The following is a 14,356-nucleotide window of genomic DNA, read 5'->3' on the forward strand; positions in this document are numbered from 1 at the left end:
CCTCCACCAGTACCACCACATCGCGATCCAGAGAGCGTTCATGGCTGGGCCTCCATACACGCGGCGTGCCGAGCCTGCTGACGGGTCCAGACGCCGCGGCAGATGCGATTGCCGGGCGTGCTGCAGTCGTAGCGCCATCGCTTCGGCCGGCCTGCCGCGTCCCATTGGTGAGGCTCCCATCCCGGTCCCTCGCGCTTCGGGCTGGTCATGAAGCGATAGCCCAGCAGGGCCTCGCAGGCGGGGGCGAACTGCCCGGCCAACAGCCGGGTGCGCATGAGGCTGGTCCGCCAGGCGCCGATGCCGTACTGGTAGGTGAAGTCCAGATAGAGGTCGTATTCCGCCTGATACAGGGCCACGCCCGGCAGGCTGGCTCGGAACATGGCCTCGTCCTTGGAGGTGTGGCTGCGCGCCAGCTGCAGCGCTCGCTCGCGGGTGATCGGTGGGTCCGACAGCTGCACGGGCGTGCCGTCCTCGTAGACCGTGGAGCCGTGGCCGATGGTCGGTCGGTCGCCCTGCGTCGGGATGTGCGGGTCAGGCCGGAAGCCCTCAACGCCCAGCGTGGCCAGCAGCCCAGCCGCCGAGATGGTGAGCGCGGCGACGGCGGTGCGCGGGGCCTTGCTCACAACACCCCCATGTCGGTTGGAGAGGTATCTGGCTCGTCATGCACTGGCCGGAGCGGGATGCCGGTCTTGCGCATCAGCTCCATGCGCAGCGCATGCTCGGCAGCTTCCTCTTGCCGGCTGGCAGTGGCACGCCTGCTGGCCTCCCGCCTGTAGTACCAGTTCACCAATGTGCCCAGAAGCGCAATGCAGATGCCCAGTAAGCCTATGGCCTGGGAAGAGGCGAGCCAGCCGAGAAAGCCGACGACAGCCCCGCCGCCGGTGGTGCGACTGCCTGCCGTTGCGAGCGTGTCGAGGGTTTCAGTTTTCATGCCCCCGATGATTCCGGGGCAGGGCCGCGCTGGCGAACCCTACACGGGGGCCGCAGGCCAGCTGGCCCCGACGTCGATCTGGGACAGCGCTAGGGCGTCGTCGGCCACAGCGTCGATCTGGTCCTCGATGCGCTGGCGCGTGCCCGTCAGAAGGCCGTGCACTTGGCGATATGCGTCATCCTTGGCCCGAATGCGATCGGCCAGCACCAGGCGGTCCAGCCCGCGCGCCAGCGCTGCAGCGTCTATCCACGGCGTTGCGGCTGCGGGGTCAGCCTCGAGCGCCCTCGCCTCCTCCGTCTGCACGGGCCAGCTCTCGCGCTCGCTCAGGGGATAGCCTGCGGCGATCACCTGGATGTGCTTGCGGTACTCGGCAGCCAAGGCCAAACGCAGGCCCGCAGCGATCTCGGCGGCCGGCCGCAGTTCGGCAGGTAGCGGCACGCCGCCGGCTGCGAGCCAGGCGCGGTATTCCACGGCGTGTGTGTTCGTTGGCAAGCCCAAGACGTCAGCCAGCGGAATCGTGGAGCGCACGCCGTCACGCCACAGAAATACATGCCCCGCTTCGGTCGACAACTGGTAGCTGATCATGCGTATTCACCCCCGCTGGTTCTAGTCCCCGCCGCATTGCCAGGCAGGAAGCTGTCCCCCGCCCCATTCACGTTGATCATCGAATTGCCCGCAGTGGTGAAACGTGAGCCGGTTGCAGAACCTGTGAATGTAGGAAGTACGACGCGCGCATAGCTCAGCGAGCCAGCGTAGATAAATGCCGCCGCAAAGGATCGAGAGCCAGTAAGAGTGAACGCCACAAGTGTGGTGTCGAGGAAGCCGTTATCGAGGTTTGCAAAGGATGGGGCGTTGCCAATGATTTGCGCCGTGCCCGTGATGACGACTTGCCCCCGGAGCAGTGCAGCTACATGCGCGAAGGCGCACACCCCATAGATGTTGTCGGTACCGGTGATGTACGCACCATTTGTGCCGACCAGCGCAGAAACAGATGACGATTGAAGCTGACATTTCGAGACCGTCACGTCAGTACCTGCACCGGAGGACGTGATGCAGCTTGCAGATGTCGATATGACGACGTTGCTTGGACTCGACGCGTTCCCGACAATCGACACCCTACCGTTCAATGTTTTGGTGAATACGGCAGAGTCAGTGTAAGTGCCGTCAGCGAGTTGCACGGTGATTGTGTATCCGCCGAAATCTATAGGCACAACAATTTCAGCAACTCGCTGAAGAGTTTTAAATGCCCCGCCCGCCGTATTGCTCAGCCCGGTGTTGCTGTCGCTGCCATCGGTGCGGACGTAGTAGGTGCGCGCAGCGGTGAGCAGCTCGCGGAAAACAAGCTGGTCCCGGGACACGATGTCCTTGGGATCTGTGCGGCGGCCGACGTGCTTCATAGTATCAGCCCGTGATGGTGGCTCGGTACTGGCCCGTGGTGGGCGCCACAGCGAAGGTCAGCTGCACCGTGTTCACGCCGTTGGCGACCCAGTCGCACAGCACGCCAGCATTCGTCGTGGTCTCCCGCACGCTGACCACTACGTCCTGGGTGTTGAGGCTGTGGGTCACGGTGATGGTCGTGGCCGTGCCGTCGCCCACGGTGGCCGAGGCCTTGCGCGCCACCACGCCGGTATCAACAGCGATGACGCCGGCGCTGATGGTGATGCCGTTACCCGCCGTGTAGCTGGCACCGCCACCGACCTGGGCGAACGTCAGCGCCGTGGAGCCGATGGTGATTGGTGCATCCGTGGTCATCAGCCAGACCTGATTGCCCTGTGTCGTGCCCTCGGAGACAAAGACCGCGGCGCCCAGCACCTCGCTGGCGGCGTCGAAGTCCGTGGCACGCGTCCAGGCACCGGCAGCGGCCAGGTAGACGCCGTTGGCCGAGCCCGTGGTCTGGTTCTTCACCAGCACCCGGTCGCCGGCCACGATGGACACGCCGTCAATGGTCTGGGCACCGGACAGCGTGATGTTGGCCGTGGTGGCCGCGCGCGCGGGCTCCTTCCATTTGTAGCCCTGCACTGCAGCGTCAAGCTGGGCCTTCGTGACAGCATCCTGCGGGTTGACCGCGTCGGCCAGGTTGATGACCCGGTTGCCCGAGGCGTCAAGGTTGTTCGTGATCTTCATGGCTGGGCCCTCAGTTGCAATAGGCGCGGCCGGTCAGCGGCACGCTGTGGGTGATCTGGACGATGTCGGCGTCCACGTAGCGGACATCGGGGTAGAGCTGGCCGCCGAGGTTGTCCACGACGGTGATGGAGGGGTAGCGGCCCAGGTTGTGGGCAACGGTCCAGACGGCTGCCGGGACGCTCTGGATGTGGGTGTAGGTCGCGCCAGCGCCGCCGCCGGGCGGGCCTTGGGGGCCCTGGGGACCAGGGATGCCCCGCGTCACGACGACAGCGGGCGGCGCCGGCTGCTGAACCACATGGGTCTTGCCACCCTCGCGCGTCACCACGACCGAGGTCTGCCGCTCGATGACGGCGGCCGAGGGATCGGAAGAGACGACGGTGGTCACCGGGTGCTCTCCGGGTACAGGACGAAGCGCAGCTCGTACTGCCGCTCCACGTCACCGCTGGGGCGCGTGACTTCGATCTGGCCGATGCACGATGTCCAGCCGGGCGCAACGGGGCCGTACTCAAAGGCGGCAGTCTGCTCGGCCGTCATCAGCAGGCGCAGCCAGGCGCCGTCCAGCTCGATCCCGCCGTTCGCAGTGCTCAGTTCCAGCAGCACCTCCGGGTCATCGATCTCGCGCCGCAGCTGCATGCGGGCCGTGCAGCCGGTGTAGTCCTCGGGCACCTTGTCGGCATCCGGCACCGGCTCGCCGCTGCAGGCCTTCACCACCCCATCGCATTCTTCGCGCACCGGATAGGCCACGCTGTAGCGCTCCAGGGCGGTGCGGAAGGTTGCGCCCTGGTAGATGGTGAAGTCGAGGCATGCCGGGGTTGTCATGCCCCGCAGTGTTCCCGGCAGGGACGCGTGAGGCGAACCCTAGCCGGGGGGACAAATGCTCTGGCGCATTCCGCGGCTAAAAGTACTGATGCTTTATAAAAGAGGTCTCATTAATTCACTGATACACTATGAAACACTAAGTTTTCAAAAGTGAAGGTGATCCTCAATGAATCAGCCACCACGTTGGCCGCATACTCGGCAAGGTGAGACCGCCCATATCGTCGACATGCATACCACCGACTATCTACCGGTATTTTCTGATCTGTTCCAGCAGATTGATCAGGGCATGGTGCGCCACCACAATAATTATGCATATCGGGCGTTCCTCGACGGGGGAGATGCACCACTCAATGACGAAGCAATCTTTCATCGTTTTGATGCCCCCTTGCAGCAAGCCGTAGCGACTCTCTATGAGCGGCTTCGGTACTACTCCTACACCTCGGATCAATACGTGCTACGCATCAAACCAGAAGCTAAAACTGCTATAAAACGAGCAGATGGAAGCTATTGCAGCGACACGGAGCAATACGTTTCCGTTTTCACTCCGAATCGATGGGAAGTCAGGCATCCGCCAGGGTAGTGTCCAGTGAAAATACGAATTGGTAGTAGCGGGGGGCGAAACTTGGTCACTGGTCTTTGATTGCTAGGGTGTTGATACCACCCATAGCCATCCCCGCCAAGCGACCGCTCAGATCAGCATTCACGTTGGCAAGACCTGCCAGCACGCTCTGGAAGTTCCGCATGCTGTCGATCTGACCCATCTGGGCCTGCAGCTTCATGCCCATGTAGCTGATCTCCACATCTGCCTTGGCCTTGTAATGCGTGGCCTGGACCTGCGCATACGTGCTGGCGGCTTGTGTCTCAGCCTGGAATGCCAGCAGCTGCTGCCGATCGCTCTCCAGCTGCGTCCGGGCCACCTCCCCTTTCGCAGCCACCTCGGCCGTGTAGGCGCGCCACCGGACTTCGTACTGGCGCGCGCGGGCGTCATTGGTCAGGGCCGCCGCGCGCACGGCCTCGCCCATGGCTTCCACCTTGGTCTTCCAGACCTGGGCGGCCTGGCCCTCAGCACGCACCTGGCTGTCGAAGATCTGGACCTTGAGCTGCTCGCCGTCGAGCGCGGCGCGGTAGCCCTGCCACTCGTTTGCCTTGGCCTGCACCTGGGCGCTGTATGCCTGGACCTGGGCGGAAAAGCGGTCGATCTTCACGCGCTCCAGTTGGGCCTGGCTCACCACGGCATCGATGCGAGCCCGGTAGACATTTGCCAGGGCCTGCATGCCGTCGATGCGCGCCCGGTACACGTTCACTCTGGCCACGTCGTATTGCGACAGCGCCTGCAGGGCGTCGATCTCGGCTTTGTAGACGTCGATCATGGCGGTGGCGGCGCGCAGGCGCACCTCATAGACGCCGGCTTCTGCCTTCCACGCATCCAGCTGCGCGGAATAGGCCTTGACCTGGACGTTGTAGGTCTCCACCTGCAGGTTCGCCACGCTGCGGGCGTGCTCCAAAGCTTGGCCGTTGATCTGGATGAGGTTGCCGTGGAATCCCAGCATGGCCGACAGCACGCCCTGGCGCAGGGCCTGCGATGTGCTGATTGCGAACTGCAGGTTCTGCTGCTCCAGCTCGGCCTGCTTGGCCACAAGCTCGACGTTGGCGCGGGCGTTGTTGTCGGCGGCGGCCTGGCGCGCCTTGGCTGCCACCGACAGCAGCGCGCCGGTGGGGAGCGTGAAGCCGCGATCAGCAGCATCCGCCCAGGCCGCGTCGCGCGTACGCCGATACTCGCCCAGGTTTCGGTCCTTCGCCCGCTCCATGACTGCACGCTCCACATCGGGCGTGAAGCCCGAGCCGCCTGCCATCAACTGGGCCAGCTTGGACTCCATGGCGGCCATGCCGGCCTGGTAGCCGGGGCAGTACTTCGCCAGCAGCGCATCGACCTGGCCATCCAGCATGCTGACCATGGCCGGGCTGGCCCCGTAGTAGCTCTGCTCCATCTTGCCAGCCAGGTCCGTGGGCGCCACGGCCGAGAAGATCGGCGCATCAGCGTCGAAGGTGGGCAGCACGATGTTGGGGGCCGTAGGCGCTTGGCGGTCCACGATGGTGGGCTCGCTGGGCGCCGGGTTCGTCAGCTGATCCGGCGCGTCGGGGAAAGCCATGGATGTGAAGACCATGGGCATCTCCCCTTGGAACGCCTCCATGCTGCTGGGCATGGACGGCATCACCAGGGTTGGCGCTGTGACGGTGCTGGTGGGCGCGCCGTTGATGTCGATGGTGCCGATGTCCTGGTACTCGGGTGCATCTCCTGGCCGCGCCGGGAGGTCGAACACCACATCCGACAGGCCTGGCACAGACCGGATCACCGGAAGGTCCAGCGGCTGGTCCAGCGTCGGCGCGTCCACGTTGGGCGAGACATAGCCGATGCCTGTGATCGTGCTCGTGGCCGAGGCCAGCGCAGCTTGAGCGTCTGTCAGTACCCCGGCGGCGTAGCCTCGGGCGTCGTCGATGATTTCTTCTGCGGTCGCCATGGTCAGATCCTCCGTGTCTTGGCGATGACCTCGAAATCAAGGTCGTCGATGGTCAGCGCGCCACGGCCGGACAGCTCCAGGGCGTAATACCGGGCATCCATGCCGCGCCCGAATTTCTGGCGGTAGTTCTGCGCCGTTGCGCCGCGTGGCGTGTCGTAGGGGTAGCGCTCCTCGCACTTTTCGCCCACAGCCACGGTGAAGCGACTGCAGGGCGGCATGCGCCCGCCGACGTAGCAGCTGACCCACGCCTTGCGCTGCGCACTGCCGAAGTCGGTGGTGCCGGTGTGCAGGTGCCAGGCGATGGGCTGGCCGGAGTCGGTGTCGCCACCCAGGAAATACAGGCCATCGGCGGCCATGGCCACGTAGCGGCCGCGCCAGCGCACGATGCGCGTGAAGGGGAAAGCCGTGTAGCGCGTGACCTCATTGCCTCCGGCCTCCACCTGAGTGCGCAGGTTGATGGCATAGGCCTCGTAGGAGACCGGCACCACCACCGTGGCCTCCAGGCGTGCGCGTGCCAGGGGCATGAACAGCACCGCCTCAACCCAGCCGTTCGCCACCATGGCCGGGGCGCGCAGCACGAATTCGGCGGTGGCTTCGCCCTGGGCCTCCAGCAGCAAGCGCGCGGCCGGGGCCACCATGCTGATCTCGGCCAGCACCTCGGTGGTTGCCTCCGCGTGCATGGTGGGCACAGGACCCTGCATGCTGATCAGGCCGCCCGTCACGATCTCGGCGCGGATGGCCGGTGCCTGCAGGGTGATCTCGGCCAGGGCGTCGACCATGGCCTCCAGGTGCATGTTGGCTGCCGGGGCGGACAGTTCGAAGCGCGCGATGGCCGCGACGTCGGCCTCAAGAGCCATGCGTGCCGCAGGCGCAGCCAGGGCCACATGGGCGCCGGTCTGCAACTGCAGTGATGCAGCCGGCATAACCAGCTCGACGCGGCTGGAGACGTCGTGCGCCTCCATGAGCATCTGCGCGCGTGGGCCGGTCAGCTCCACGTGCACGCCCGTGGCCAGGAACAGGCCGGCGCGCGGCAGACGGGCCACCGGGCGCTGGGTGAAACCGGAATCGACCCACTGCCCAATCGCTGGCGCCATCTCCGCATGGAACGCGGCATAGGGCCGGTCAGCCCACAGCGTGTCCAGCGGCACCATGATCGTGTTGATGGACAGCAGGCCGCCCGACAGCATGTTCATGGTGCCGACGGGCGGATACATCAGGGCGCTGAACAGTGCGTAGGCCGGCGGCGGCAGGCCGGTGACCAGGCGCCCGGACGGCGTTCGCATCTCTGCACGGAAGCGCGCATAGGGGCGATCAGCCCACAGCGCAGTGGCCGGGCGCATGGCGCCGTGGAAGCGCGTGCGCAGCGCCGACAGCTCGCCTGTAGGCGCGGCCATCTCGGCCCGGAAGACGGCATAGGGCCGGTCGGACAGCATGCCCTGCGGCGGGCGCATGGAAGCAACGATGCGGCCATTGCTGGCGTTCAAGGTCTCCAGCTTCGGGCTCGACACCTGGTCGCCGCCCGAATAGAGCGAGGCATCCAGGTACACCGGGCGCGTGCTGGGCTGGGTGCTGGTGTAGAGCAGCGTGCCGTTCTTGCGGAACTGGACGCGGGAGCCGATGCGTTCGATGCGCAGCACGTCCGTGGGCTCGAAGCTGCCGGCAGCGAACTTCTCGACGCCCTGCTCCACGATCTTGAGCGTGCGGCGGGTCGCATAGAACCCGTGCTCGATGTCGGTCCACAGCTGGCCCTCGGGGTCCTGCGCGAAGCCGGCCGCCACGCCCACGCCAGCCAGACTGAACTCGGCGTAGCCGCTGGCCACCAGGAACTTTACCGAGCGTGCGCCAGCATTCCAGCCCAGGCCGAAGTCGTGCACGAGGCCTGCCGGCCGATAGCCCACCGCCGGGCGCGCCAGTTGTTCTGGCACGGCTGGGTGGTGGATGGTCGTCGTGACGTCCTGGCAGACGCGCGTGCGTACCAACGTGGGCGGCACGGCATCGGCGTACTCCCATGTGACGGTCAGCTTGCCGTCCTTGTACGTGACGACCTTGACTAGGCCGCCCGTCGTGCCGCCCTGCGGCTTGGTCACGATCTCGCAGACGCGCGTGGTCTTGACCTCTGTCCATGCCGCGCGCGCCGGGCTGTACGGGACTGCTGCCTGAGCCTGGATCTCGGGCTGGTAGGAGATGAAGGTGCGTTTTTTCAGGTCGTTGGCCATCACAGCACCTCGGAGACGCCGACCAGGTCAGTCCAAAATGTCGGCAATTGCCCGCCCGCATCCGAGCCAATGGCGAACCGGTGCCACTCCTGCTCGACATACATGCCATGCCAAAGCGCGGGCGTGATGGGCACGATGAAGGCGGCCCGTGCAGGACTTGGAAAGCTGCCCCATTCGTCCGGCTGCTCCCAATAGCACCACACCATGTATTCGGTATCTGGGTCAATACCAGACAGTTCGCTGATATCGTATGGCTCGCCAGATAGCAAAAAGCTGCCAGTGGCATTGGAGGCATAGCGGTACGCGCGAGGCTGCTCAGGCGACAGGCGGATGTGGCGCAACGAGGAGGGGTTCAGGTCGTAGTACCCCTCATAGGCTGGATTGTCGATATCCGGCTCGGGGCGGTAGCCATAGGTGATGCCCTCGGCATCGACATAGGAGGCCTTGTAGAGCGCAACCCCGAGGTATGCGACGCTGCCATCGTTGCTGACCGCATGGACATGCACCTGGGCCTGCCAGGAATTGGGGCTACCTGGAGGCGTGTATTGCACCTCCGTGCGACTGCAATAGGCGTACCCAGCCAACTCGGCCATATGCGCCCCGCTTAGAACGTGGGCAGCGCGAAGCTGTATTCGTCAACGTCTTGCGTTGCGCCGGACACCATCGGGATGTTGGTGATGTTGCCCTCAGCGCCGGACTGGGCGATGCGGCCCTGCAGGCGCGGCTCCGTTGTGGATTCCGCACCGGTGTCGCTGGCTCCGACGTGCCGGTAGTAGCCCGGCGTGCCGCTGGCCAGCACCGTGCCGCGCAGCACGTCGGCGGGCACCTTGGCGATCGCGCCACCCACCGCCGTGGTGTCCAGCGAGAAGCCCGCGCCGGCGCCGTCCTTGTCGATGACGCACAGCAGTGTGCCCGTGGCAGCCGCGTCAGCAGTCGCAGGTTCCGGGCCGCTGTAGATGTTGATCTTGCCGCCAGCCAAAGCGGCTTGGGCCGAGCCAGTGGCCAGCATGTGGTTGCGCAGGCCGGTGGAAACTTTGAATGTCATGGCAGTCCTCGCTCAATTCATGATCCAGAGGGCGCCGGCCATGAAGCCGCCAAACTCCTCGTCGTCACCAATCCCATCGGGATCGGCGTAGTGCCCGTAGTCGCGCTGCTGACCGAACGCGGCATTGAATGCCGCCTTGTGCGAGGTCTCTGCAGAGCGCCCCTGGACATGGATCACATCAAACCAGGACAGCCCCCCTTCGGTCGAACCCTGGAGGGGGGAAATCAGCTCCCCTGTAGCGATGGGCGGCTGCAGATCACCAACGAACTCGATGCCGCCCTGCGTGCAGTTCAGGCAGGCCGACCAGTGCCCGCCCGGGTGCGCTGGAATGCTGTTGCCCGGCATCAGGCTCGGGGTGATAAGCCGGGCCGCGAACTCCTGCTGCATGGCCAGGGCCGCGCCCTCGTTGCCGCAGGGCGCCGTGCCGCGCGGGATGCTGGGCAGCAGCACCACGTCGTCGGGTGGCGTGTTCAGGTTGGCGGCCGGGTCCGGCCCCAGCTCTGCCACATCGGGCGCGTACAGGATGGTTCGGGCCGGCAACCCGTGAATGCGCAGGTGGTGGTTCGGGTAGACCGTGCTCAGGTAGCGCCGCCTGGCCCCGGTCGTCTGCCATGCCACGGTGCTCGTGCCCGGGATCGTTGAGCGCTGGTAGCTGCTGGGCGTGGCCGCCGCGCGCTGGTAGGTCCGCGTCACAAAGTTGAGAAACCGCAAGTCCGCCACATCGATCATGGTCACGCAGGTGGCCGGCATGCGTTCTGTGCTGATCATCTGCGCACGCGCCAGCCCGACCTCGAACGCATCGCTGCCGGTGTTCATGGTCGTGCGCGGCATGAAGATGCGCCCACCGTAGGGCGCCGAAGTGCCGTCCGCCTGGAAGAAGGACCGGGCCTGGTCCTGCCCAGCCATCAGGAACTCGGTCAGGATGTCGAATCCGTCCCACTCCCAGCGCTCGTTGTGCGCCAGGCACAGGCGCTGCACGATGGCCTGGCTGTCGTGCTTGCGAACGGTGTAGTAGGCGTGCACCCCCTCGGCCCTGAAGCGCGCGGTCAGCGCGCTCTCCAGATATGGCTCGTCGATGTGGTCATGGAAGCGCCGCCCGCTCGACGTGCCGGCCGGGCCTGGGATGCCCTCCAGCAGCGAGCCGCCCTGCGCGTGCTGGCAGCCGGCAATCAGGTGGCGGAAGGTGTTGCTGCCCACGGGGTCGGCTGGGAATCCGGGGCCGTCGTCCGTGATGCCCTGCCCGGGGCGCCAGTAGACCTCCACCTCGGCCACCAGCAGATCGTCGTCGGCCAGGCCCTGGGCCGCGTCCAATGCCGTGGTGCGCGGCGTGGCGACATAGTAGGCAGCGTCCACGCGGTAGCGCTTCGTCGCGCTGTAGGGTTCGTCGCGCAGCACCTGCAAGCTTGCGGTGAAATCGTTGGGGTCGGTCTCGTTGGTCGATGAGACCGTGATGCCGACCTCCACAAGGCCGGGCAGGTAGGTAAAGGCCGGCTCGTACTGCTCAGGCGTGGACACGGCGCGCCAAGCTCGCGGGCTGCCAGAGTCCGCGCCTGTCTCGGTGGAGCAGGCCACCAGCACGCCGTTGATCATGTAGGCCCGGCCGAAAGCCTGGTCGCTCTGGGAGCTGCGCGGCAGGCGGTATTCGCGCACCCGCATGTATTCCCAGGTGTCGTCATTGGGGTCTGGCCGGAACGAGCCGTCCGCCTCGCGGCCTGGCGCAGTGATGTCGTAATAGCCGGGCGTCTCGCCCAGGGTGGCATAGAAGTTGTTGAACTGCGCCCCAGGCATCAGGGCCTTGCCGTCCACCAGGTAGTAGACGAAGCCATTGGTCTCGCCGGGCTTGACCCACACCCAGACCCATGCCTCGACCTTCTCGTGCGCCACGGTCGCCGCGTGCGTGCCGGTTTTGTTGAACTGCCATGTCCAGTGCTCTGTCGCCACGGCCTTGGAGGTGTCGGGCACGGCCACCCAGGCCGGGTAGGCCGGCAGGAAGACCCGGGCCACGCTGGACGGCAGGTCGGCATAGGCGATGGGGTTTTGCTCGTACAGCTCCGGGTACTTCTGGACGTTCTGGTATTCGCCCAGCGGCCAGATGGTGAAGCGGCCATGGGTGTCGGAGTGCACCACATAGTCGCGCTTCGCCCCGCTGGGCAGCGTCACCGTCTGCACGGCCGCGCGCCGGTACCAGACGTTCGGCCCTTGCTGCCGGCTGGCCCCGACCTGCACGCCGCCGGCGCGCGAGTAGCAGCAGGTCTTGATGTCGAAGCCCTCATCGCCCATCAGCGGGTCGGTCTGGCGGTCGCCGCCCATCTTGAGCAGGAAGTTGGAGCGGTAGCTGTACGCCGTGGTGCCTGGGCCGCGCTGGGGCGCATTCGTGGCCAGTCCGTAGTTGGTGCCGATGGCCGATGTCATCAGCCAGGGGCCTTTGTTGTCCTTCCACCAGCTGTGCTCGAAGAGCTTCTGGTCCTGCCACGACCACTTCGTGTAGAACCAGCCCTTCTCGGCCACCGTGCCGCTTGACGGCGTGAGCGTGGTCAGCCGCCGGGGCGACACCACAGGCCACTGCGGGCCGTCGTCGGTGGGCTCGATGTTCGTGCTGTACCGGGCCTTGGCCTCGCCCTTGCGCGACAGCGCCACGGCATGCCCGGCTGCGAAGTCGCTGGGCTCCTCGCCCGGGATCTCGACACCATCGCTGTCCGTGGGCCGCACGCCGACCTCGCCCTGCGAGCCGATGCCGTCCGGGTAGATGCGGAAGTCGTCGTTCACCCAGAACTCATATCCCGCAGTGCCGCCCTGGATCTCGATCACCTCGTCCTGCCCGTGCAGCGTGACGCGGATGCGGTAGCCCTCGACCTCGTAGCGCTGGGTGATGTACTCGAAGCCTGCAGCACGTAGCGTGCGCACACGGCCACGGGCGAACGGCACGAACTGCGCCGCCTCCGCCGACGTGACCAGCAGGCGCTCGGCCATTTACTGGGCCGGGATCGAGAAGGAGAAGACGTCGATGGTCACCGGCTGGCCCACGGTGATGGCCACGGTGCTGAACTTGGCATCGCCGCCGCCCACCGCAATGGCGCCATCGATGCGCACCAGCGTGGTGGAGACCGAGCCATCATCCACGGCGTTGGCGCGGAAGCGGAACCAGCCAGCATTGCCCGCGGCCAGGCCCACAAGCCTCCAGGTCGCTCCTGAAGGCTTGGCCACGCCACCGCCCGTGGCCGCATCCAGCACCAGGCCGTTCGTGGGGTCGCCAGCGTTCCAGGCTGCGCCGTTGAGCGTGGCGCGGCCCAGCAGTGTGCCCGTGGGCGCCGCATCAGCGGTCAGCGGCTGGGGGCCGGTGTAGACCTCGATCACGCCGCCATTGATTGCGCCGGCAAAGCCGACCAGGCCGGCCATGGCGTTGCGCAGGCCGGTAGAGAGTTTGACGGTCATGGAGATACCTCGCGTCGTTGGTTGAAAGGGGTGCCGCCCGCGTGCAGGCAGGCAAGGAAACGGGTCTGACCATCCAGCTCGAGCACGGCCGCGCCAGCCTGCAGGCCGGGCGCCACGCTCACGCGCGAGGCGGTCAGGTTGGCGAATTCGGGGAACTGGCATAGGCCGCGCTGAGACCAGATGAGCGTCCGCTTGCCGTCCAGCGCCCAGGGCAGGCCCGGGACCGTGCCGTAGTCGGCCAGCAGGGCCAGGCCCTCGGGCGTGTAGGCGTGCATGGCGCGGTCGGTGCCCACCACCAGGCCGGCGTCGTTCGGCGCCAGGGCCAAAACCTTGCCCGGCACCATGAAGAAGCCTTCGGAGAGATCCCACAGGTGCGGCGCCAGCGGCTCACTGCGCCAGACCACGGTCTTGTCGTCCTCGGGCAGGTACTGGGCGGCGAAAATACGGCCGCGCCATTCGGCGATCACGTCCACGCCCAGCGGCAGCGGGTCCAGCCCATCGGTCAGCAGCTCCTGGCCCAGAGCCTCGGGCGGCTGCGCCCAGACTGCTGCCGGGCCGGCATCGCCAAAGGCAAGCTGAAATGCGGTGCTGTCGGCCGCCGCCACATAGACGCGCGTCACGCAGCCGGGCAGCTGCTCAATGCCGCTGATCTGCAGTGCAGCGCCCTGCTCCACCACGACCTCGGCCGCCATGCTGGCAGGTGTCTCCCGGCCGTCGGGCATGACGAAGGTGGCGCAGACGCGGTACTGGCCCGCCGGAAGCTGGCCACCCTCGCCCACCTGGACGCGCGGCTCGGCCGGCACGGGCAGGCGCCAGGGCAGCGCCTCGCCCTCGGCGGTGATGATCCCGGCCGCGTCGCCGGCCACGTACAGCACCTGGTCGTTGATCTCGGTCCAGTACGCATCGCGGCCCAGACCCTGCGCCAAGGGGCGCACGGTCATGTCGTCCAGGACTTGGCGCAGCTCGCCGCCGTCGATCACATACAGGCGGGTCTCATCCTTGGTGGCGTAGATGCCGGTCGGTGCGCCAGCCTGGGCCAACGCATATCCGGCGCGCCGCTGCACCCCGCCCGATTCCGTCACATCGACGTTGTCGGCGCGGGTGAACCACGACATGCCGAGCCGCAGCGGGTCGGTGACGTTGTTCAAGCCTCGGAAGGAGCGGATTGCAGCCATGGACTGCAGTCTCCCGAGAGTGCGCTATTTGGGCGAACCCTGGGCGGGGGTCATGCCGGGCTGCCAGGATTGCCCTGGCGCCCCAGGCCGCCTAC

At 66.4% G+C, this 14,356-nt stretch carries 15 protein-coding genes; 1 reads left to right on the plus strand and 14 read right to left on the minus strand.

Annotated features, from left to right (window positions below):
- Positions 1–38: 38 nt before the first annotated feature.
- From AC57B5_RS08235 to AC57B5_RS08265, 7 genes are all read right to left on the minus strand, one after another.
- Positions 39–623 carry a glycoside hydrolase family protein gene (locus AC57B5_RS08235; protein ID WP_496399213.1) on the minus strand — a complete coding sequence of 195 codons (585 nt, stop codon included), beginning with the start codon at positions 621–623 and terminating at the stop codon, positions 39–41.
- A complete protein-coding gene (locus AC57B5_RS08240; protein WP_016453337.1) occupies positions 620–931 on the minus strand; it encodes a holin in 312 nt (103 codons plus the stop codon). The genes AC57B5_RS08235 and AC57B5_RS08240 overlap by 4 nt, the downstream gene beginning before the upstream one ends.
- A 39-nt stretch (positions 932–970) precedes the next feature.
- Complete coding sequence (locus AC57B5_RS08245; RefSeq protein WP_496399214.1) at positions 971–1,423, minus strand: HI_1402-related protein; 453 nt, start codon at positions 1,421–1,423, stop codon at positions 971–973.
- An 89-nt stretch (positions 1,424–1,512) separates the two neighbouring features.
- Entirely contained in the window at positions 1,513–2,328 is an 816-nt protein-coding gene (locus AC57B5_RS08250) for a hypothetical protein (RefSeq protein ID WP_239971210.1), read from the minus strand.
- A 4-nt stretch (positions 2,329–2,332) separates the two neighbouring features.
- Complete coding sequence (locus AC57B5_RS08255; protein WP_239971209.1) at positions 2,333–3,055, minus strand: head decoration protein; 723 nt, start codon at positions 3,053–3,055, stop codon at positions 2,333–2,335.
- 10 nt (positions 3,056–3,065) lie between these two features.
- The gene (locus tag AC57B5_RS08260; protein WP_496399215.1) at positions 3,066–3,440 is read right to left on the minus strand and encodes a hypothetical protein; all 375 of its coding nucleotides are present in this window, start codon (positions 3,438–3,440) and stop codon (positions 3,066–3,068) included.
- A complete protein-coding gene (locus tag AC57B5_RS08265; protein WP_496399216.1) occupies positions 3,437–3,874 on the minus strand; it encodes a hypothetical protein in 438 nt (145 codons plus the stop codon). Before AC57B5_RS08265 ends, AC57B5_RS08260 begins: the two co-directional genes overlap by 4 nt.
- A gap of 226 nt (positions 3,875–4,100) precedes the next feature.
- Here AC57B5_RS08265 and AC57B5_RS08270 point away from each other — a divergent pair, with 226 nt between their 5' ends.
- On the plus strand, positions 4,101–4,454 hold the full coding sequence (locus AC57B5_RS08270) for a hypothetical protein (RefSeq protein WP_496399217.1): 354 nt from the start codon (positions 4,101–4,103) through the stop codon (positions 4,452–4,454).
- 46 nt (positions 4,455–4,500) lie between these two features.
- On the opposite strand, the gene AC57B5_RS08275 is transcribed toward AC57B5_RS08270, so the two are convergent.
- Genes AC57B5_RS08275 through AC57B5_RS08305 form a run of 7 tightly spaced genes read right to left on the minus strand, consistent with a single transcriptional unit; the run spans position 4,501 to position 14,261 of the window.
- Positions 4,501–6,393: a hypothetical protein gene (locus AC57B5_RS08275; protein WP_496399218.1), complete on the minus strand. Its 1,893-nt coding sequence runs from the start codon at positions 6,391–6,393 to the stop codon at positions 4,501–4,503.
- 2 nt (positions 6,394–6,395) lie between these two features.
- The gene (locus AC57B5_RS08280) at positions 6,396–8,609 is read right to left on the minus strand and encodes a hypothetical protein (RefSeq protein WP_496399219.1); all 2,214 of its coding nucleotides are present in this window, start codon (positions 8,607–8,609) and stop codon (positions 6,396–6,398) included.
- Positions 8,609–9,202 carry a hypothetical protein gene (locus AC57B5_RS08285; RefSeq protein ID WP_496399220.1) on the minus strand — a complete coding sequence of 198 codons (594 nt, stop codon included), beginning with the start codon at positions 9,200–9,202 and terminating at the stop codon, positions 8,609–8,611. The genes AC57B5_RS08280 and AC57B5_RS08285 overlap by 1 nt, the downstream gene beginning before the upstream one ends.
- 11 nt (positions 9,203–9,213) lie before the next feature.
- Positions 9,214–9,654, minus strand: coding sequence for a hypothetical protein (locus tag AC57B5_RS08290; protein ID WP_496399221.1), 441 nt, complete (start codon positions 9,652–9,654; stop codon positions 9,214–9,216).
- Between the two features lie 12 nt (positions 9,655–9,666).
- A complete protein-coding gene (locus tag AC57B5_RS08295; RefSeq protein ID WP_496399222.1) occupies positions 9,667–12,624 on the minus strand; it encodes a hypothetical protein in 2,958 nt (985 codons plus the stop codon).
- On the minus strand, positions 12,625–13,086 hold the full coding sequence (locus tag AC57B5_RS08300) for a hypothetical protein (RefSeq protein WP_496399223.1): 462 nt from the start codon (positions 13,084–13,086) through the stop codon (positions 12,625–12,627).
- Positions 13,083–14,261: a hypothetical protein gene (locus tag AC57B5_RS08305; RefSeq protein ID WP_496399224.1), complete on the minus strand. Its 1,179-nt coding sequence runs from the start codon at positions 14,259–14,261 to the stop codon at positions 13,083–13,085. Before AC57B5_RS08305 ends, AC57B5_RS08300 begins: the two co-directional genes overlap by 4 nt.
- Positions 14,262–14,356: the final 95 nt, after the last annotated feature.

Source organism: Delftia sp. BGA-UO-ETr-SB1, assembly GCF_059567865.1.

Excerpts from the sequence above, each read along its gene's own strand:
- AC57B5_RS08240 (WP_016453337.1), bottom strand. The coding sequence starts at position 931 with ATGAAAACTGAAACCCTCGACACGCTCGCAACGGCAGGCAGTCGCACC.
- AC57B5_RS08250 (WP_239971210.1), bottom strand. The coding sequence starts at position 2,328 with ATGAAGCACGTCGGCCGCCGCACAGATCCCAAGGACATCGTGTCCCGG.
- AC57B5_RS08255 (WP_239971209.1), bottom strand. The coding sequence starts at position 3,055 with ATGAAGATCACGAACAACCTTGACGCCTCGGGCAACCGGGTCATCAAC.
- AC57B5_RS08265 (WP_496399216.1), bottom strand. The coding sequence starts at position 3,874 with ATGACAACCCCGGCATGCCTCGACTTCACCATCTACCAGGGCGCAACC.
- AC57B5_RS08270 (WP_496399217.1), top strand. The coding sequence starts at position 4,101 with ATGCATACCACCGACTATCTACCGGTATTTTCTGATCTGTTCCAGCAG.
- AC57B5_RS08275 (WP_496399218.1), bottom strand. The coding sequence starts at position 6,393 with ATGGCGACCGCAGAAGAAATCATCGACGACGCCCGAGGCTACGCCGCC.
- AC57B5_RS08280 (WP_496399219.1), bottom strand. The coding sequence starts at position 8,609 with ATGGCCAACGACCTGAAAAAACGCACCTTCATCTCCTACCAGCCCGAG.
- AC57B5_RS08285 (WP_496399220.1), bottom strand. The coding sequence starts at position 9,202 with ATGGCCGAGTTGGCTGGGTACGCCTATTGCAGTCGCACGGAGGTGCAA.
- AC57B5_RS08290 (WP_496399221.1), bottom strand. The coding sequence starts at position 9,654 with ATGACATTCAAAGTTTCCACCGGCCTGCGCAACCACATGCTGGCCACT.
- AC57B5_RS08295 (WP_496399222.1), bottom strand. The coding sequence starts at position 12,624 with ATGGCCGAGCGCCTGCTGGTCACGTCGGCGGAGGCGGCGCAGTTCGTG.
- AC57B5_RS08300 (WP_496399223.1), bottom strand. The coding sequence starts at position 13,086 with ATGACCGTCAAACTCTCTACCGGCCTGCGCAACGCCATGGCCGGCCTG.
- AC57B5_RS08305 (WP_496399224.1), bottom strand. The coding sequence starts at position 14,261 with ATGGCTGCAATCCGCTCCTTCCGAGGCTTGAACAACGTCACCGACCCG.